Below are 18,404 nucleotides of genomic sequence, written 5' to 3'. Positions count from 1 at the left end.
ATCCAATTAAATAATGAAACGATGTTTTATTTTTAAATGGAGCTATTATGCCTACCCGCGCTACGGTTTTGTCCCTCGCCCTGCTGGCCGCCGCCAGCGCCAACGCCAATGACTGGCAACGCCAGGGCATCGTAGAGGGCAATCTACCCGCCTCGTGGCAGCAGTTGAAAGCGCAGATGACCTACCCGGACTCGTGGCTCTCTGGCCACTCTCATAATTTTAATCAATGGCGACAGCAGGCTCGTATGCTGCTTCGGCAGTCTCTGCTGACCCCGGCGTCGACAATCCCCTTCGAGCCGCAAACGCTCATGAGAGAAGACCGGGGAACCTATATCGCCGAGAAGCTGGCCTTCAACGTAACCGACGATAACAGGATTGCCGCGCTGATGTTGACGCCAAAATCACCCGGCCCTCACCCGGCTATTGTCCTGTTACACGATCATGGCTCAAAGTTTGACATTGGTAAGGAGAAGCTGATCCGCCCCTGGAGTGACGCCGCGCGGCTAGCCAGCGCCCAGGCGTGGGCGGATAAATTTTTCAGCGGCCGGTTCATCGGCGATGAACTGGCGCAGCGTGGTTACGTCGTGATAGCCATCGATAGCCCAGGCTGGGGAGATCGAGGGCCTATGGTCTACGAGCAGCAGCAGGCCCTGGCCAGTAACTACTTTAACCTTGGACGTTCGCTGGCAGGTGAAGTCGCCTATGAAGATCTGCGTACCGTTGATTTCGTCAGTACTTTAACAGCGGTGGATAATACACGCATCGGGGTATTGGGTTTCTCAATGGGGGGCTTTCGCGCCTGGCAACTGGCCGCCCTGTCTGACAAAGTGGCCGCGACTGCCGTTATCTCCTGGTTTGGTACCTGGCGCGGCCTGATGCAGCCGGGCAACAACGTCCTGCGCGGGCAATCGGCCTTTTATATGCTTCATCCAGGCTTATCCGGCCGTCTCGACATTCCCGATATCGCCAGCATCGCCGCGCCAAAACCGATGCTCATTTATAACGGCGGCAAGGATAAGCTGTTCCCGGCAGAAGCCGTTAACGATGCCTTCGCAAAATTGCATACAGTGTGGGGGTCGCAAAACGCGCAGGATAAGCTGGAAACGAAGACGTGGCCGGAACTGGGCCACGTCTTTTATAAAGAACAGCAGGATGAGGTTTTCCCCTGGCTTGCCAGGTGGCTCAAGCCCTGAGCCTGATGGCGGTTATTTGGCGCTACGCAAAACCTGCAGGCAGCGCTTAAGCTGATTATCCAGAGGCGCTTCAACGCGCATTATCTCGCCGCTCCCCGGATGGGTAAACTTCAGCGCCGCCGCATGGAGAAACAGTCGGTTAAGGCCGGTGCCTGCCAGCTGCTTATCAAATTCACGGTCGCCGTAACGGTCGTCGAAAGCGATGGGATGGCCGGCATATTGCGTATGCACGCGGATTTGATGCGTACGACCGGTTACCGGGCTGCAGCGCACCAGCGTCGCATGGGTAAAACGCTCTTCGACTTTAAAACGCGTCTCAGAAGGTTTCCCCTCCTGGTTAACCCGCACAATACGCTCACCGCTCTGCAGAATATTTTTCAGCAGCGGGGCCTGCACCACTTTAGTATGCGATTGCCACTGCCCGCGCACCAGCGCCAGGTAATCCTTCTGCATGCCTTTGTCGCGCAGCTGCTCATGCAGGGAACGCAGCGCTGAGCGCTTTTTGGCGACCAGCAGAACGCCAGAGGTGTCGCGGTCAAGGCGATGCACCAGTTCCAGGAAACGCGCTTCCGGGCGCAGCGCGCGCAAACCTTCGATCACGCCAAAGCTCAGCCCGCTGCCGCCGTGGACCGCAGTGCCTGAAGGCTTGTTAAGCACCAGAATATGATCGTCTTCATATAAAATCACATCGGCCAGCGCGGCCACTTTTTGCAGGTGCGGAGAGACCGCCTCTTCTTCTTTCTCAGATACGCGGACCGGCGGGATGCGCACTTCGTCGCCGGCTTCCAGCTTATATTCCGGCTTCACGCGCTTTTTGTTAACCCGCACCTCGCCTTTACGCAAGATGCGATAAATCATGCTCTTCGGTACGCCCTTCAGCTGCGTACGCAAAAAGTTGTCGATACGTTGCCCGGCTTCATCATCAGCAATGGCAACCATTTTTACGCTTGGGATCTCAGTTTTCATGGTGCGCGATTTTAAATAGCCCGACGCATTAGCGCCACTCATTTTTATATGCTTATATTTATCATCATCCGGATTTCACCGTATGCTTCATCATCGTTTTGTTTGTTATTAGAACAATCTGTATACGCGGGTGAAAAAACTGTGAGTAACCGGGTGATAAAAGGTGAAAGTCAACTTGCTATAACAAGCTTAGCAATGGAATAATGATGCAGTATTCCGTACTGAAACTTGTTAGAACAAGAAATTAGCGGAATGACCAATTTTGTCTGACCGATCATCAACGCAGCAATGGCGTAAGACGTATTGATCTTTCAGACAGTTAGCGGGCTGCGGGTTGCAGTCCTTACCGGTACAGGCTCTATGGATTTCACGGCGCAGGAAGGCGTTCACACTGGGATATCCCGGCGCTCATCTGGATCAAATGATTAAGATGAGCAGGTTAAGCCGCCACGCCGGCTACGTGAAAAACGATGGGTATAAATGGAATCTTCTCTGGTGATACATCCCAGGCAGTTCCCCTGATAATTGCGCTGTGTTTCCGTTTGAAATACAGGCGACCGACACTCTGCGCCTCTTAAGCGCGCGACAACCGTGAGGTTGGCGACGTGAAACAGACACGAGGCCATCGGTTTCCCCCGGTAAGGCGTTACTCTGCCCGTAGCTTAGTCGTCAATGTAAGAATAATGAGTAAGTTACGATGAAAAGAATGTTAATCAACGCAACTCAGCAGGAAGAGTTGCGCGTCGCCCTTGTTGATGGGCAGCGCCTGTACGACCTGGATATCGAAAGCCCCGGGCACGAACAGAAAAAAGCGAACATCTACAAAGGCAAAATCACTCGTATAGAACCTAGCCTCGAAGCCGCGTTTGTTGATTATGGTGCCGAGCGTCATGGTTTCCTCCCTCTTAAAGAAATCGCCCGCGAATACTTCCCTGCCAATTACAATTCTCATGGTCGTCCGAACATCAAGGACGTGCTGCGTGAAGGTCAGGAAGTTATTGTCCAGATTGATAAAGAAGAGCGTGGCAATAAAGGCGCCGCGCTGACGACCTTTATTAGCCTGGCGGGCAGCTATCTGGTGCTGATGCCGAATAACCCACGCGCTGGCGGTATTTCACGCCGCATCGAGGGTGACGATCGCACCGAACTTAAAGAAGCGCTGGCCAGCCTTGAGCTGCCGGACGGCATGGGACTTATCGTTCGCACCGCCGGCGTCGGCAAGTCCGCCGAAGCGCTGCAGTGGGACTTAAGCTTCCGCCTGAAGCATTGGGAAGCCATCCAGAAAGCCGCAGAAAATCGCCCTGCTCCGTTCCTGATCCATCAGGAAAGCAACGTGATTGTGCGCGCGTTCCGCGACTATCTGCGCCAGGATATCGGCGAAATTCTGATTGATAACCCGAAAGTGCTTGAGCTGGCTCGCCAGCACATCGCGGCGCTGGGTCGTCCGGATTTTAGCAGCAAAATTAAGCTGTACACCGGGGAAATCCCGCTGTTCAGCCACTATCAAATCGAATCGCAGATTGAATCCGCTTTCCAGCGTGAAGTGCGTCTGCCTTCCGGCGGTTCTATTGTTATCGACAGCACCGAAGCGCTGACCGCTATCGATATCAACTCCGCACGCGCCACCCGCGGCGGCGACATCGAAGAAACGGCGTTTAACACCAACCTGGAAGCGGCAGATGAAATCGCTCGTCAGCTGCGTCTGCGCGACCTTGGCGGCCTGATCGTTATCGACTTCATCGATATGACCCCGGTTCGCCATCAGCGTGCGGTGGAAAACCGCCTGCGCGAAGCCGTCCGTCAGGACCGAGCGCGGATCCAGATCAGCCATATTTCACGCTTTGGACTGCTGGAGATGTCGCGCCAGCGCCTGAGCCCGTCGCTCGGCGAGTCCAGCCATCATGTCTGCCCGCGCTGTAGCGGAACGGGTACCGTGCGCGATAACGAATCGCTGTCGCTTTCCATTCTGCGTTTGATTGAAGAAGAAGCGCTGAAAGAGAACACCAAAGAAGTTCACGCTATCGTGCCGGTGCCGATTGCCTCTTACCTGCTGAACGAAAAACGTGCTGCGGTAAGCGCGATTGAAACCCGTCAGACCGATGTGCGCGTCATTATCGTACCAAACGACCAGATGGAAACGCCGCACTACTCCGTTCTGCGCGTGCGTAAAGGCGAAGAAACCTCCACGCTGAGCTATCTGCTGCCGAAACTGCACGAAGAAGAGATGGCCATGCCTTCTGATGAAGAGCCGGCCGAGCGTAAGCTTCCGGAACAACCGGCGCTGGCCGCTTTTGTCATGCCTGAAGCCCCTCCGGCTCCGGCACAGGAAGAGCCGACGAGGGCAACAGCTACCGTTACGCCTGCCGCATCCGCACCGAAGGCCGCAGCGCCGGCCCAGCCTGGTCTGATTGCCCGCTTCTTCAGCGCCCTGAAAAATATGTTCTCCGGCGCGGAAGAGACTAAACCGGCAGAAGTTCAGGTTGAGAAAAAAGCGGAAGAGAAATCCGAACGTCAGCAGGAGCGTCGTAAACCGCGTTCTAACAACCGCCGCGATCGCAATGACCGTCGTGACAACCGGGATAATCGCGATAGTCGTGATAACCGTGATAGTCGTGCCGAGAATAGCGAAGGCCGGGAGTCTCGCGAAGAAAACCGCCGTAACCGTCGTGAGAAGCAGCAGAACGCCGAGCCACGCGAAATTCGCCAGACCACGGTAGAAGATAGCGAAAAAGGCAAAGCTCGCGACGAGCAGCAGCCGCGCCGCGAACGTAATCGTCGTCGTAACGATGATAAACGTCAGGTTCCGCAGGAAGCCAAAACGCAAACCCGTGAAGAGCCAATCGTACAGGATAGCGAGCAGGAAGAACGCGTCCAGACTATGCCGCGTCGTAAACCGCGTCAGCTGGCGCAGAAGGTTCGTTTCGAATCGGCTGCCGCTGAGCAGGTTGTCGAGCCGGTAGCCGCAGCGCAGGTAACCGAAGCGCCTGTCGTCCAGCCGGAAACCGTTGCTCCACGTACTGAACTGGCAAAAGTCGATCTGCCGGCGGTCGTTGAGACAGCTGCGGAACATGACGACAACGGTGAAGCCCGCGAATCTAACGGCATGCCGCGCCGTTCGCGTCGCTCGCCTCGTCACCTGCGCGTAAGCGGCCAGCGCCGTCGTCGCTACCGTGATGAGCGTTACCCGACGCAATCCCCGATGCCGCTGACCGTTGCCTGCGCATCGCCGGAAATGGCGTCTGGTAAAGTGTGGATCCGCTATCCGGTGGTTCGTCCGCAGGACCAGCAGCAGGAAGACGCTCCGGTTCAGGAGTTCTCCGTCGCTGCGGCTGAGCCGATCATTACGCCAGCGGCTGCCGCCGAGCCGGTTGTTTCTGAAGTCATTGCGCCGGCAGCAGCAGAAGATAGCGCAGCCATCTCCGAACCTGTGGCGGTGATTAACGAACCGGAAGTCCCGGTCGTTGAAACTACCCATCCGGAAGCTATCGCCACCCCGGTTGATGAACAGCCGCAGCTGATTGCAAAAGCCGATGAAGCCGTAGTCGAAGACGTTGTCGCAGAAGCCGTCGAAGTTGATGCGAAAGACGCCGTCGAGCCGGAAGCAACGGCCCCTGTGTCTGAACCCGTTGTAGCCGAACCTGCTGCAGCCGAAGAAGCGCCTGAGGTTGTTGAAGAAGCACCTGTCGTTTCCGCGCCAGCGCCAGTAGCGGAGCCGGTGGTGGAGGCTAAGCCAGCTGTCGAAGCCGCGCCGGTAGTTAAGGTCGCCAATCGTCACGCGACGGCGCCGATGACGCGTGCGCCTGCACCAGACTACGTGCCTGAAGCGCCGCGTCAAAGCGATTGGGTTCGCCCGAACTTTGATTTTGACGGTAAAGGCTCTGCTGGCGGCCATAGCGCCACGCATAAAGCCACTGCCGGACCTACCCGTCCGCAGTCCGTAGAGTAACCTCTACAAGACCGGCCCTGGCGGCCGGTCTTTTTTTATTCCCCTTCCGGCCGCTGCATCCCCGCTACCTGAGGCATGACCTCGCGCATCAGATCGAGAAACTTACGCAACCGCGTCGGATAGTAGCGCGCCCAGGGATAGACGAGGTGGACCGGCAGCGGCGAGGCTCGCCACTGCGGGAACAGCTCCACCAAACGCCCGGCGGCGATATCCTCCACGACCGCCCAGCTCGATACGATCGCCGCGCCCAGCCCCGCCAGCGCGGTATTACGCGCGACATGCACGCTATCGGTACTCAGGCACGGCGCGATACCGAAGGTGGCGATCTGTTCATCCGTCTGAGACCGCAGCGTCACCTCGTGCTGATAAAACGTGCTGATGGCTATCCACGGCAGCATCGACATCTCCTGCGGCGCGCTTAACGGCGGCGAGTTCGCCAGCAGCGTCGGAGACGCGACTACGCTGCGTGGAACCTCGGCCAGCAATACCGATACCGTAGCCGGATCCACCTCCGCTCCCACGCGAATCGCGCAGTCGATACCCTCGCTCAGGAAATCAACCGTCTTATCGTTCAGCATCCATTCCACCGACAGCTGGGGATAGCGCTGCAAAAAATCCACCAGCGGCCCCAGCAGCTGCTGCTGACCGAACGCATGCGGCGCCCGCACTCGTAATATTCCCACGGGCCGATCATCGGTGATCCGCAGGTCGTCCTCGAGCGCCAGCCAGGCATCGACGACCTGGCGGGCGTGCTGATAGCAGCGCTCACCATCATCGGTCAGCTTCATCGCGTGGGTGGTACGCAGAATCAGCTTTGCGCCAAGCAACGCCTCCAGTGACTGAAGCCGTCGGCTTACCGTCGCCTGGGTTGTATTCATCTGCGCCGCTGCGGCGGAGAGAGAACCGGCCTCGACAATACGAATAAAGGTACGCATCAGTTCGATACGATCTATACGCTCTTGCCTCTTCATTTTTATTTTGCCTATACGTTTAACGTATAACCGTTTTACCACCGGGCTATCTACCGCGCCAGCGCGATTAGGGGAAAAATAGCGCCATCGCTTCTAAGAGGAATCCATCATGACACCAGTTCCACTCACCACCCGCGCCGCCGGGTGGGTTATTTTCATCCTTGCGCTGGGCGCGGGCTTCAGCGTCGCCTCAATCTATTACGCGCAACCGCTGTTACCCCTGATGGGGGCTAACCTGCATTTGAGCGTTGAGGGCATGGGTCTGGTTCCGACTCTGACCCAGGCCGGCTACGCGCTGGGCATACTGTTTCTTCTCCCGCTTGGCGACCGTCACGACCGCAGGAAACTGATCCTGATGAAAAGCGCCGCGCTGGCCGTCCTTCTGCTACTTTGCAGCCTCACCGGTCAGCTGACCTCCCTGCTGATTGTCAGCCTGCTTATCGGTATGGCCGCGACCATGGCGCAGGATATCGTACCGGCAGCCGCGATTCTGGCTCCTGCGGGCAAGCAAGGGAAAATGGTGGGGACGGTGATGACCGGCCTGCTGCTGGGGATCCTGCTGTCGCGTACCGTCAGCGGACTGGTGGGCGCCCTATTCGGCTGGAGGGTGATGTATCAGGCGGCGGCGGTCAGCATCGCGCTGATTGGGCTGGTGATGTGGCGCGTCCTGCCGCGCTTTGAGATTCACTCAACCCTGAGCTATCCGCAGCTGATGAAATCGATGGCCCATCTGTGGAAACGCTATCCGGCCCTGCGTCGCGCCGCATTCGCTCAGGGATTCCTCTCTATCGCCTTCAGCGCTTTCTGGTCAACGCTTGCGGTCATGTTGCTGGCGCACTATCAGATGGGCAGCGCGGTAGCCGGCGGTTTTGGTATAGCGGGTGCCGCCGGGGCGCTCGCCGCGCCGCTGGCCGGTGGCCTGGCCGACAAGTTCGGCGCGGAAAAAGTCACGCAAATGGGGGCCGCGCTGGTTACCGTTTCGTTTGCCCTGATGTTTCTGCTGCCTGCACTGCCGCCGCATGGGCAACTGATCCTGATTGCCATTTCGGCCGTCGGTTTTGATCTTGGACTGCAATCCAGCCTCGTGGCTCACCAGAATCTGGTGTATGGCCTGGAACCTCAGGCGCGCGGTCGTCTCAATGCGCTGCTGTTCACCGGCGTCTTTATTGGCATGTCGCTGGGTTCAGTGCTGGGAAGCAAACTGTATGTTGTGGCCGGCTGGAGCGGTGTGGTGACGCTGGCCGTCATCACCGGCGCGATTGCCCTCGGGATCCGCCTGCTGGAAAGCGCCAGGGTCGTATCCGCGCAGCGAACCGTCAGATAAAAAAAGCCGCTCTGCAGCAACTGCAGAGCGGCTTTTACTGCGTTCAGTCAGCTCAGGCCGTACGGCGAGCAAACTCTTTCACGCGAAATCCCAGCAGCAGCAGCGTGGCGAAATAGGCGACAACACCCGCGACTACGACCACCATTAAACGCAGCAGGCGGAACGGCATCGTCCCCTGCGACCACTCCGGCATCAGGTACATCACGCCCAACAGCGCCGCTGACATGATAATCACCGCAATCACCAGGCGCAGCAGGAACAGGAACCAGCCCGGCTGAGGCGTAAAAATTTTCTGTTTCCGCAGCTGCCAGTAGAGCAGCGCGGCGTTCAGGCAGGCCGCCAGACCAATGGACAACGACAGACCAGCGTGCTTCAGTGGGCCAATAAAGGCGAGGTTCATCACCTGCGTCATAATCAGCGTGACGATAGCAATTTTCACCGGCGTTTTAATGTCCTGGCGCGAATAGAATCCGGGTGCCAGCACTTTCACCACAATAAGCCCCATCAGCCCGACAGAATACGCCACCAGCGCACGCTGGGTCATCGCGGCATCAAAAGCGGTAAATTTCCCGTACTGGAATAGCGCAACCGTCAGCGGTTTGGCCAGGATCCCTAACGCCACCGCGCTCGGTAGCGCAAGCAGGAAGCACAGGCGCAATCCCCAGTCCATCAAACGGCAGTATTCATCGTGATTGCCGCTGGCGAAGCTTTTTGATAGCGACGGCAGCAGAATGGTCCCCAGCGCCACGCCCAGCACGCCGGACGGAAACTCCATCAGACGATCGGCGTAGTACATCCACGACACGGAGCCGGAAACGAGGAATGAGGCAAAGATAGTGTTAATGATCAGTGATATCTGGCTGACTGAGACGCCGAGAATCGCCGGCCCCATCTGTTTCACCACCCGCACCGCGCCAGCATCTTTAAGGTTGACCCGCGGCAGCACCAGCATGCCGATTTTTTTCAGATGCGGCAGTTGCCAGGCAAGCTGCAAAATACCACCAACCGTTACCGCCCACGCCATTGCCAGCATCGGCGGATTAAAATAGGGGGCCGCAAACAGCGCAAAGCCAATCATGCTGACGTTAAGGAAGGTCGGGGCAAAAGCGGGAACCGAAAAGCGGTTCCAGGTATTCAGGATAGCGCCAACTAACGACGCCAGGGAGATCAGCAGAATATAGGGAAAAGTGATGCGCAAGAGCTGAGTGGTCAGGGCGAACTTTTCCGGCGTATCGGCAAACCCCGGCGCGGTGACGGTAATCACCCACGGCGCCGCCAGCATACCGGCAACGGTGACCAGCGCCAGAACCAGCGTCAGCAATCCGGATACATAAGCGACGAAAACGCGGGTCGCATCCTCGCCCTGCTTGCTTTTATATTCAGCAAGAATCGGCACAAAAGCCTGAGAAAATGCGCCTTCAGCAAAAATACGTCGTAAAAGGTTCGGGAGTTTGAAAGCAACGAAGAAGGCGTCGGTGGCCATCCCCGCGCCAAAAATACGTGCGACAATCGCATCGCGCGCAAAGCCCAGCACGCGCGAAAACATGGTCATCGAACTGACGGCCGCCAGTGATTTTAATAGATTCATTAACGTGTTATTCCACAACCCTGAAGTAGAACGCCCGCAAATGCGGGCGCGGGAAAGTGGCGATAGTCTACCGGGTTCATACTGAATTACTACTGCCAGTTGTTACAACGGATTATTCGCTCATCGCTTCGCGCCAGAGTTTATCCACCACCCGCTGAGCCAGCAGCGCCTGCTCCCCGGACGTTTCAGGAACCGTCTGATTTTGCACGCATTCGATAAAATGCCGCGCGCAGCCGGTGAAGCCTCGCTGCTCAAGGGTGGTCTGCCAGCCGGGAATTGGGCGCTGTATCACTCCGCGTCCCCGCTCCTCCTGCCACTCTCGCATATCGCGGACTTCATATAAGCCGCCGTCGGTCACCGCCTGAACCCACTCCCGCTGGCTTCCGGCGCGGCGGTGCATACTGGTTGTGATCTGTATCATCCCGGACGTGAAATGATGTTCGGCATACAGCATCTCGCCTTGAGCCGTGGTGTGCAGCGCTCCGCCGCTTAAACGCGCCATATCGCCCGCCAGCCATAAGGCCGTATCCACCACGTGCAGATAGTCATCCAGCAGCGTGAAGCGCAGATCGTGGCCGACGCTGTCGCTGCGGTGTTTGTCCATCCGCAGCGAGGCTGCGTTTCCGAGCTGCGCCTTCAACTCGCGATAGAGCGGAGCAAAACGGCGATTAAACCCGACCATGAGCGTGAGATGACGGCGGGCGGCCAGCTCAACCAGCGTCTCCGCATCGCTGAGCTTATCCGCCAGCGGTTTATCAACGCAGACATGAACGCCGGCATTCAGCAACCGACAAACCACTTCATAATGTGAAGCCGTGGAAGTATGCACGAACACGGCGTCACACTGCGCCGCCAGTTGCTCCAGAGAATCCGCATAGGGAATCCGCCAGGTTTCGCAGATACGCAGCGCTTTCTCTTTGCCCGGCGACCACGCCGCCTGTAGCGTCCAGCCATCGGCGGCCCCCAGCACCGGTAGCCACGCCTTTTGTGCAATACCGCCCAGGCCAACCACTCCTATACGTAGTTTTGCCGACATGCTTAATCTCCCAGGTGAGCCAGCAGTGAATCCAGGCGCGCTTTCAGCTCGGCGACTTCCGCTTCCAGCGCCTCTACGCGCATCTGCAGATCGTCGCCAGCGGGCGACACGGCCTCAACGACGGTTATCAGTGAATCCATATCATCGCAGAACAGATGCATATAGCGGCTTTCACGCTTGCCAGGCTCCCGCGGCAGACGCGCGACATAGGGGCCATCTTCCCGCGTCGCCAGGTTTTCTAGGACGCTTTCAACCTCCGCCATATCGCTGAATTCATGCATCCGCTGCGCGCGACCGCGCAGTTCACCGGGCGTCTGCGCCCCGCGCAGCAGCAAGGTGGTAATAATAGCGACTTCCGCCGGGGATAATTTCAGATCGCCAAATTCAGAGTTGCAGAAGCGCTGTTCATATTTGGTCACCCGATTGCCGAAACCGCTGACCGTTCGCAAATAATGGCGCTTCACTAAGGTATCGAGCAGATCCTGGACATCGCTTTCGCTGAGCGACATCACCGGTTCACGGTTCGTTTTCTGGTTACAGGCGGTGACCACCGCGTTAACCGATAGAGGGTACTGCTCCGGCGTGGTGACCTGCTTTTCCAGCAGGCAGCCAATGACCCGCGCTTCATGCGCGGTTAACTGATATTTCATGATGTCTCCTTAGCGACCCGGAGTCCAGTCCGGTGTCGTCAACGCCGTCAGTACGTGATCGCGCCACTGCCCATCAATAAGCAGGTAATCTTTGGCGTAACCCTCTTTTTCAAAGCCCAGACGCGCCAGCAAATCGCCGCTGCGCTGATTATGCGGCATATAGTTTGCCATTATGCGATGGATATGCTGCGTGCGCTGCATATAGCGAATCGCCGAGGTCAGCGCTTCATACATTAGCCCCTGCCCCTGCCATTTCTCACCGATGGAGTAGCCGAGATAGCAGGCATGAAACGAACCGCGCACCACGTTCGAAAAATTCGCCACGCCGATGATCTCTTTTTCCTCCGGGTCAAGCAGGGCAAAATAGAACGCCGAGCCCTGCTTATGGAACTCAGAAATCATCGATAAACGCGCCTGCCAGCCGGAAGGATAACAGTGGCTGTCGTCGCGCACCGGCTCCCAGGGTTTTAAGAACCCTTTATTTTCCGCGTAATAATCGGCCAGACGCCAGGCGTCACGATCGTGCACCAGCCGTACCACCAGCCGGTCCGTCGTCAAACGCACCTTCGGTACGTTACTGCGATAGCCAAACATTCCCCTCTCCTGTTCCCCAGACGCAATACTTGCTGACTTTACTATACCTGTCCTGCGCGGTTGAGTGAAAACAGCAACATACCATTTTCTGCACCACCTCTGCTTTTCGATGAATAGGCTCTATCGTTCTTGCATTTTGATAAAAAAATATTGTCGCAAGTTAGCTGGGAAAATAGCCATTATCCCCGCAGAATATCAGCGCTTATCCTTATTTTTCCCGGGAGGGGAAATGTCCCGCGTATCGCAGGCAAGGAGCCTGGGTAAATATTTCCTGTTAGTCGATAACATGTTGGTCGTACTTGGCTTTTTCGTCGTATTCCCGCTTATCTCGATTCGCTTTGTCGACCAGATGGGCTGGGCTGCGCTGATGGTCGGGATTGCGCTCGGACTGCGTCAGCTGGTGCAGCAAGGTTTAGGGATATTTGGCGGCGCCATTGCCGACCGTTTTGGCGCCAAACCGATGATCGTCACCGGTATGCTGATGCGTGCGGCCGGTTTCGCGGCGATGGCCGTCGCCCATGAGCCATGGGTGCTGTGGCTCTCCTGCATTCTCTCAGGTCTTGGCGGCACGCTGTTCGATCCGCCGCGGGCGGCGCTGGTGGTCAAGCTGGTACGCCCGCACCAGCGCGGACGTTTCTTTTCTATCCTGATGATGCAGGACAGCGCAGGGGCGGTGATCGGCGCGCTGCTGGGTAGCTGGCTGCTGCAATATGATTTTCGTCTGGTGTGCAGCGCCGGGGCGGCCCTGTTTATCGCCTGCGCGGCATTCAACGCCTGGTATCTCCCGGCCTGGAAGCTGTCGACGGTCAAAACGCCGGTTCGTGAAGGGCTGGGACGCGTGCTGCGCGACAAACGCTTTGTCACCTACGTATTGACGCTAACCGGATATTACATGCTGGCGGTGCAGGTGATGCTAATGCTGCCGATCATGGTTAACGATATTGCGGGTTCTCCGGCGGCGGTAAAATGGATGTACGCCATTGAAGCGACCATTTCGCTGACGCTGCTGTACCCGATTGCCCGCTGGAGCGAAAAGCGCTTCCGCCTTGAGCATCGCCTGATGGCCGGCCTGCTGATCATGACCTTCGCGATGATGCCGATTGGCCTGAGCAGCAATCTGCAGCAGCTGTTTACGCTGATCTGCGTGTTTTATATAGGTTCAATTATCGCTGAACCCGCACGCGAGACGCTGGGCGCTTCGCTGGCGGATGCCAGAGCGCGCGGCAGCTATATGGGCTTTAGCCGTTTAGGATTAGCCTTCGGCGGCGCTTTCGGCTACGCAGGCGGCGGCTGGCTGTTCGACGCCGGTAAGGCCGCAGGTCAGCCGGAGCTGCCATGGCTGATGCTGGGCGTTATCGGCCTCGCGACATTTATCGCGCTGTGGTGGCAGTTCAGTCCAAAACGTTCGGCCTCCGGAATGCTGGAGCCGCGTACCTGATTTGCCGGGCCTTCGTTTCTCCTCCATACTGAATTGAGGATGTTCAGTAACAATGGAGGAGAAACGTGAAGTTATATATCTACGATCACTGCCCGTTCTGCCTTAAAGCCCGCATGATTTTCGGCCTGAAAAATATCCCCGTCGAACTGATCGCGCTCCTGAACGATGATGAAGTAACCCCAACCCGAATGATCGGCCAGAAGATGGCGCCAATCCTGCAAAAAGACGATAGCCGCTATATGCCGGAAAGCATGGATATCGTGCACTACGTCGATAAGCTGGACGGCAAACCGCTGCTTACCGGCGCGCGTAATCCGGCGATTGAAACCTGGCTCAGGAAGGTCAACGGCTACGCTAACCGCTTGCTCATCCCTCGCTTTGCCAAATCCGCGTTTGATGAATTCGCAACGCCAGAGGCGCGCGCCTATTTCGTAAAAAAGAAAGAGGCGGCTATCGGCAGCTTTGCCGACCATCTCGCCCATTCCCCCGGTCTGGTTAAGAACATCAGCGACGATCTGCGGGCGCTGGATAAATCGATCGTCCAGCCTAACGCCGTTAACGGAGAGCTCTCTGAAGATGATATTCATCTCTTCCCTCTGCTGAGGAATCTGACGCTGGTTGCCGGAGTGAACTGGCCGAGCCGGGTGGCCGCCTATCGTGACAACATGGCCAAACAGACGCAGATCAACCTGCTTTCCTCAATGGCTATTTAACCTGAAGGCAGCGGAAGGGTTGGCCCTTCGCTGCCATACCCCTCTTTTTCAGTCTTTTCCGCTAGCACCTCCTGCGCTGGCGAGCCATGCTGCTTTGTGTCAGGATGAACCCATGGCATGACATTAAGGAATCCAATGAAAAAGATGTTTATCGCGGCCGTGCTTATTGTTAGCGGCCTGCTCAGCGCCTGTAACCAGCTCACGCAATATTCCGTGAGCGAGCAGGAAATTAATCAGGCGCTGCAGAAACGTAATCACTTCGCTAAGGATATTGGCCTGCCAGGCGTAGCGGATGCCCATATTGAGCTGCAAAATCTTACCAGCGCTATTGGCCGTGAAGAACCGAACAAAGTGACGTTAAGCGGCGTGGCTAATTTAGATCTGAATTCACTCTTCGGGAACCAGAAAGCGACCATCGATCTGAAGCTCAAAGCGCTGCCGGCGTTTAATAAAGAAAAGGGAGCCATTTTCCTGCAGGAGATGGAGGTCGTCGATGCCAAAGTTCAGCCGGAAAAACTCCAGTCTGTGGTACAGACGCTGATCCCTTATCTGAATCAATCCCTGCGTAGCTACTTCAATCAGCAGCCTGCCTACGTGCTGCGCGAAGATGCCAGCACCGGTGAAGCGCTGGCGAAAAAGTATGCTAAAGGTATTGAGGTGAAGCCCGGAGAGATTATTATCCCGTTCACAAACTAATATCTCGGGCGCTGAAGCGCCCGTTTTTTTACGGAAGTTGATGCAAAGGAAAACGTTTACGCTTATCCTTAGTGCCCGGCAAAAACAGCCCTGATGACTGAACCTATTAGCCGGAGCCTTCCATGACAGCACAATCCCAGGTATTGAAAATCCGCCGCCCTGACGACTGGCATATCCATCTACGCGATGATGATATGTTAAAAACCGTCGTGCCTTATACCAGTGAATTTTATGGCCGGGCGATCGTGATGCCAAACCTGGTCCCCCCTGTCACCACCGTCGACGCCGCCCTCGCCTATCGCCAGCGTATCGTTGACGCGATCCCTGCGGGCCATGATTTTACGCCGCTGATGACCTGCTATCTGACGGATACGCTCGACCCGGCGGAGCTGGAGCGCGGATTTAACGAAGGCGTATTCACCGCCGCTAAACTCTACCCGGCCAATGCCACAACCAACTCGAGCCACGGCGTCACCAGCACGGATGCCATCATGCCGGTGCTTGCGCGCATGGAAAAGCTGGGTATGCCCCTGCTGGTTCACGGTGAAGTCACCCATCCTGATATCGATATTTTTGACCGGGAAGCGCGATTTATCGAAACGGTCATGGAGCCGCTGCGCCAGCGCCTGCCTGGCCTGAAGGTGGTCTTCGAACACATCACGACTAAAGATGCCGCTGAATACGTGCGCGACGGTAACGATCTGCTGGCGGCCACCATCACCCCGCAGCACCTGATGTTTAACCGCAATCATATGCTGGTTGGCGGCGTGCGCCCCCACCTTTACTGTCTGCCGATTCTGAAACGCAATATTCACCAGCAGGCGCTGCGCGAACTGGTGGCCAGCGGTTTTGAGCGCGCTTTCCTCGGCACGGATTCCGCTCCCCATGCCCGCCATCGTAAGGAAGCCAGCTGCGGATGCGCAGGGTGTTTTAACGCGCCGACCGCGCTGGGCAGCTACGCAACGGTGTTTGAGGAGATGAATGCCCTACAGCACTTTGAAGCCTTCTGCTCGCTGAACGGCCCGCGCTTCTATGGCCTGCCGGTCAATGAGGGCTACGTTGAGCTGGTGCGCGAAGAGAGCCAGGTGGTCGAGAGTATCGCCCTGCCCGGCGACGCGCTGGTGCCGTTCCTTGCCGGGGAAACCGTGCGCTGGACGATGAAAAAATAAATCGCACGCCCCCTGTTGAAAACGATCGCCAAAGACTGTATAAATAAACAGTACATTATCCAGGGGGCAATTATGCGTATTGAAGTCTCTATCGCCAAATCAACAGCCTTACCCAACGGCGCCTTAGATGCGCTGAACAATGAACTCTCTCGTCGTATTGAACAGCAGTTTCCCTCTACATCAAGCCAGGTAACGGTTCGATACGCGGCTAATAACAATCTGTCGGTTATCGGCGGCCTGAAAGAAGACAAAGACCGGATTAGCGAAATCCTGCAAGAAACCTGGGAAAGCGCTGACGACTGGTTTGTCCGCGACTAGTCAATTAAATTTGCTCCCTCATTGTGCTTTTTTTGCCGGGTCGCCCCGGCTTTTTTATTTTTTTCACACTCAGACTGTCCCCTATTGCTTTTACTTAGCACCTTCATAAATAACAAATAACCCACCCTCTCCTGCCTAAAAAACCAGCAACCGCGCGCGTATGTATCTCTATTTCATTTAATTTCTCGAGTTTATTCTTGACTACTGATATAATTAACTTGCTTCAAAAAACATGCATTAAACCTCGAGAACTGTTGTCTTTTAACATATGAATAAGGGGTTATGATGGAAAAGAATAATGAAGTCATCCAGACCCATCCCCTCGTCGGATGGGACATCAGCACCGTTGATAGTTACGATGCGCTGATGTTGCGCCTGCACTACCAAAACCCCGCTCAAGAAAGCAGTAAAGACGCAGAAATTGGCCAGACGCTATGGCTAACGACGGACGTCGCACGTCAGTTTATTTCTATTCTGGAAGCAGGTATTGCGAAGATTGAATCTGGCGAATACCAGGCAAATGAGTATCGAAGGCATTAATATTTAGCGCTAATGTCTGAATATTCACCTAACAGGCACCTCCGGGTGCCTGAATTATTTTCGGGCTTGTATAACAGCAGGTTGTTATTTACCCTGCTAACAAAGCAATAACCTGGAACCCACCATGCAATACGATCTTATCATTATCGGTAGCGGCTCGGTCGGCGCTGCCGCAGGCTATTATGCGCGGCAGGCAGGGCTTAACGTGCTGATGATTGATGCCCATCAGCCGCCGCATCAGGAAGGCAGCCATCACGGCAGCACTCGCCTGATTCGTCACGCCTACGGCGAAGGCGAAAGATATGTTCCCCTGGTACTGCGCGCGCAACAGCTGTGGGATGAGTTTGCCGCCGCCAGCGGTGAAGCCGTCTTTGAACGTACCGGGGTAATTAACCTCGGGCCTGCCGATTCCGACTTTCTGCGCAATGTTGCCAGCAGCGCGCGCGAGTTCCGGCTGAATATTGAAGAGATGGACGCGCAGACGGTAATGACTCGCTGGCCGGAAATTCGTGTACCTGATGATTATCGGGCGATATTTGAACCCGCATCCGGCATACTGCGCAGCGAGCTGGCCGTTGAAACCTGGATCCGTCTGGCGCGCGAAGCGGGCGCCGCCCAGCTGTTCAACTGTCCGGTGTCAGCCATTCACCACCAGCCGGACGGCGTCACCGTCGAGACCCTGGATGGCGAGTACAGCGGTAAAAAACTCCTGATCAGCGCCGGAACCTGGGTCACACGCCTGTTGCCAGAACTTCCGGTCCAGCCGATACGGAAGATTTTTGCCTGGTTTCAGGCTGATGGTCGCTACAGCAGCAAAAATAACTTCCCGGCGTTTACCGGCGAGTTACCGAATGGCGATCAGTTTTACGGTTTTCCCGCAGAAGATAATGAATTGAAAATCGGTAAGCACAACGGCGGGCAGCTCATTTCCACCCCGGAGGAGCGCAAACCGTTCGGTGCGGTGGCAACGGACGGCGCCGAGTCTTTCAGCTTCCTGCGTAACGTGTTGCCCGGTATTGGCGGCTGTCTGCATGGCGCTTCCTGCACCTATGACAACACCGCGGACGAGGACTTTATCATTGATACGCTACCCGGCCACCCTGATACGCTGTTGATTACCGGCCTGAGTGGGCACGGCTTTAAGTTTGCTCCGGTATTAGGCGAACTGGCCACACGATTCGCGCTTGCAAAGCCGTTTGAGTTTGATCTGTCGCCTTTTTCGCTGGCGCGGTTTAAACCATAATAGCCCGCCGTACGGTTTA

At 56.4% G+C, this 18,404-nt stretch carries 16 protein-coding genes; 10 read left to right on the top strand and 6 right to left on the bottom strand.

Going from position 1 to position 18,404, the window contains the following annotated elements:
- Nucleotides 1–47: 47 nt before the first annotated feature.
- Nucleotides 48–1,193, top strand: coding sequence for a dienelactone hydrolase family protein (locus CMQ96_RS10870; protein WP_098066797.1), 1,146 nt, complete (start codon nt 48–50; stop codon nt 1,191–1,193).
- Between the two features lie 12 nt (nt 1,194–1,205).
- On the opposite strand, the gene rluC is transcribed toward CMQ96_RS10870, so the two are convergent.
- Complete coding sequence (rluC, locus tag CMQ96_RS10865) at nt 1,206–2,159, bottom strand: 23S rRNA pseudouridine(955/2504/2580) synthase RluC (protein ID WP_004132333.1); 954 nt, start codon at nt 2,157–2,159, stop codon at nt 1,206–1,208.
- A gap of 697 nt (nt 2,160–2,856) precedes the next feature.
- On the opposite strand from rluC, the gene rne reads away from it, so the two are divergent.
- Nucleotides 2,857–6,105 carry a ribonuclease E gene (gene rne / locus CMQ96_RS10855; RefSeq protein ID WP_082237292.1) on the top strand — a complete coding sequence of 1,083 codons (3,249 nt, stop codon included), beginning with the start codon at nt 2,857–2,859 and terminating at the stop codon, nt 6,103–6,105.
- 35 nt (nt 6,106–6,140) lie between these two features.
- On the opposite strand, the gene CMQ96_RS10850 is transcribed toward rne, so the two are convergent.
- Nucleotides 6,141–7,076 (bottom strand): LysR family transcriptional regulator, encoded by a 936-nt coding sequence (locus CMQ96_RS10850; RefSeq protein ID WP_024359550.1) that lies wholly within the window; start codon nt 7,074–7,076, stop codon nt 6,141–6,143.
- A gap of 109 nt (nt 7,077–7,185) precedes the next feature.
- Between CMQ96_RS10850 and CMQ96_RS10845 the strand changes: the two genes are divergently transcribed.
- A complete protein-coding gene (locus CMQ96_RS10845) occupies nt 7,186–8,400 on the top strand; it encodes an MFS transporter (RefSeq protein ID WP_024359551.1) in 1,215 nt (404 codons plus the stop codon).
- A gap of 52 nt (nt 8,401–8,452) precedes the next feature.
- On the opposite strand, the gene murJ is transcribed toward CMQ96_RS10845, so the two are convergent.
- From murJ to rimJ, 4 genes are all read right to left on the bottom strand, one after another.
- Nucleotides 8,453–9,988, bottom strand: a complete 1,536-nt coding sequence (murJ, locus tag CMQ96_RS10840) for a murein biosynthesis integral membrane protein MurJ (protein WP_004137225.1) — start codon at nt 9,986–9,988, stop codon at nt 8,453–8,455.
- Nucleotides 9,989–10,100: 112 nt separating this feature from the next.
- Nucleotides 10,101–11,024 carry a Gfo/Idh/MocA family protein gene (locus CMQ96_RS10835; protein WP_049130249.1) on the bottom strand — a complete coding sequence of 308 codons (924 nt, stop codon included), beginning with the start codon at nt 11,022–11,024 and terminating at the stop codon, nt 10,101–10,103.
- 2 nt (nt 11,025–11,026) lie between these two features.
- The gene (locus tag CMQ96_RS10830; RefSeq protein WP_049089972.1) at nt 11,027–11,674 is read right to left on the bottom strand and encodes a YceH family protein; all 648 of its coding nucleotides are present in this window, start codon (nt 11,672–11,674) and stop codon (nt 11,027–11,029) included.
- A 9-nt stretch (nt 11,675–11,683) separates the two neighbouring features.
- Entirely contained in the window at nt 11,684–12,268 is a 585-nt protein-coding gene (gene rimJ / locus CMQ96_RS10825; RefSeq protein ID WP_004131378.1) for a ribosomal protein S5-alanine N-acetyltransferase, read from the bottom strand.
- 229 nt (nt 12,269–12,497) lie between these two features.
- Between rimJ and mdtH the strand changes: the two genes are divergently transcribed.
- From mdtH to solA, 7 genes are all read left to right on the top strand, one after another.
- Nucleotides 12,498–13,706, top strand: a complete 1,209-nt coding sequence (gene mdtH / locus CMQ96_RS10820; RefSeq protein WP_024359554.1) for a multidrug efflux MFS transporter MdtH — start codon at nt 12,498–12,500, stop codon at nt 13,704–13,706.
- A gap of 65 nt (nt 13,707–13,771) precedes the next feature.
- Nucleotides 13,772–14,419 (top strand): glutaredoxin 2, encoded by a 648-nt coding sequence (gene grxB, locus CMQ96_RS10815; protein ID WP_004131367.1) that lies wholly within the window; start codon nt 13,772–13,774, stop codon nt 14,417–14,419.
- 135 nt (nt 14,420–14,554) lie between these two features.
- Nucleotides 14,555–15,115: a lipoprotein gene (locus CMQ96_RS10810; protein WP_004131365.1), complete on the top strand. Its 561-nt coding sequence runs from the start codon at nt 14,555–14,557 to the stop codon at nt 15,113–15,115.
- Between the two features lie 122 nt (nt 15,116–15,237).
- Complete coding sequence (pyrC, locus tag CMQ96_RS10805; RefSeq protein ID WP_024359556.1) at nt 15,238–16,284, top strand: dihydroorotase; 1,047 nt, start codon at nt 15,238–15,240, stop codon at nt 16,282–16,284.
- Between the two features lie 72 nt (nt 16,285–16,356).
- Nucleotides 16,357–16,602 (top strand): DNA damage-inducible protein I, encoded by a 246-nt coding sequence (gene dinI, locus CMQ96_RS10800; RefSeq protein WP_004101040.1) that lies wholly within the window; start codon nt 16,357–16,359, stop codon nt 16,600–16,602.
- A 285-nt stretch (nt 16,603–16,887) separates the two neighbouring features.
- Nucleotides 16,888–17,142, top strand: a complete 255-nt coding sequence (bssS, locus tag CMQ96_RS10795) for a biofilm formation regulator BssS (protein ID WP_004137231.1) — start codon at nt 16,888–16,890, stop codon at nt 17,140–17,142.
- Between the two features lie 124 nt (nt 17,143–17,266).
- A complete protein-coding gene (gene solA / locus CMQ96_RS10790) occupies nt 17,267–18,385 on the top strand; it encodes an N-methyl-L-tryptophan oxidase (protein ID WP_004137232.1) in 1,119 nt (372 codons plus the stop codon).
- Nucleotides 18,386–18,404 lie beyond the last annotated feature (19 nt).

Origin of the sequence: Klebsiella sp. MBT K-1 (assembly GCF_002556465.1) — a bacterium.
In the GTDB taxonomy this organism is placed as follows: domain Bacteria; phylum Pseudomonadota; class Gammaproteobacteria; order Enterobacterales; family Enterobacteriaceae; genus Klebsiella; species Klebsiella grimontii.
This window is presented reverse-complemented; position numbering and strand designations above follow the sequence as displayed.

Bases quoted from the DNA above. Each gene is read 5' to 3' on its own strand.
- CMQ96_RS10870 (WP_098066797.1), top strand. From the start codon at position 48: ATGCCTACCCGCGCTACGGTTTTGTCCCTCGCCCTGCTGGCCGCCGCC.
- rluC (WP_004132333.1), bottom strand. From the start codon at position 2,159: ATGAAAACTGAGATCCCAAGCGTAAAAATGGTTGCCATTGCTGATGAT.
- rne (WP_082237292.1), top strand. From the start codon at position 2,857: ATGAAAAGAATGTTAATCAACGCAACTCAGCAGGAAGAGTTGCGCGTC.
- CMQ96_RS10850 (WP_024359550.1), bottom strand. From the start codon at position 7,076: ATGAAGAGGCAAGAGCGTATAGATCGTATCGAACTGATGCGTACCTTT.
- CMQ96_RS10845 (WP_024359551.1), top strand. From the start codon at position 7,186: ATGACACCAGTTCCACTCACCACCCGCGCCGCCGGGTGGGTTATTTTC.
- murJ (WP_004137225.1), bottom strand. From the start codon at position 9,988: ATGAATCTATTAAAATCACTGGCGGCCGTCAGTTCGATGACCATGTTT.
- CMQ96_RS10835 (WP_049130249.1), bottom strand. From the start codon at position 11,024: ATGTCGGCAAAACTACGTATAGGAGTGGTTGGCCTGGGCGGTATTGCA.
- CMQ96_RS10830 (WP_049089972.1), bottom strand. From the start codon at position 11,674: ATGAAATATCAGTTAACCGCGCATGAAGCGCGGGTCATTGGCTGCCTG.
- rimJ (WP_004131378.1), bottom strand. From the start codon at position 12,268: ATGTTTGGCTATCGCAGTAACGTACCGAAGGTGCGTTTGACGACGGAC.
- mdtH (WP_024359554.1), top strand. From the start codon at position 12,498: ATGTCCCGCGTATCGCAGGCAAGGAGCCTGGGTAAATATTTCCTGTTA.
- CMQ96_RS10810 (WP_004131365.1), top strand. From the start codon at position 14,555: ATGAAAAAGATGTTTATCGCGGCCGTGCTTATTGTTAGCGGCCTGCTC.
- pyrC (WP_024359556.1), top strand. From the start codon at position 15,238: ATGACAGCACAATCCCAGGTATTGAAAATCCGCCGCCCTGACGACTGG.
- dinI (WP_004101040.1), top strand. From the start codon at position 16,357: ATGCGTATTGAAGTCTCTATCGCCAAATCAACAGCCTTACCCAACGGC.
- bssS (WP_004137231.1), top strand. From the start codon at position 16,888: ATGGAAAAGAATAATGAAGTCATCCAGACCCATCCCCTCGTCGGATGG.
- solA (WP_004137232.1), top strand. From the start codon at position 17,267: ATGCAATACGATCTTATCATTATCGGTAGCGGCTCGGTCGGCGCTGCC.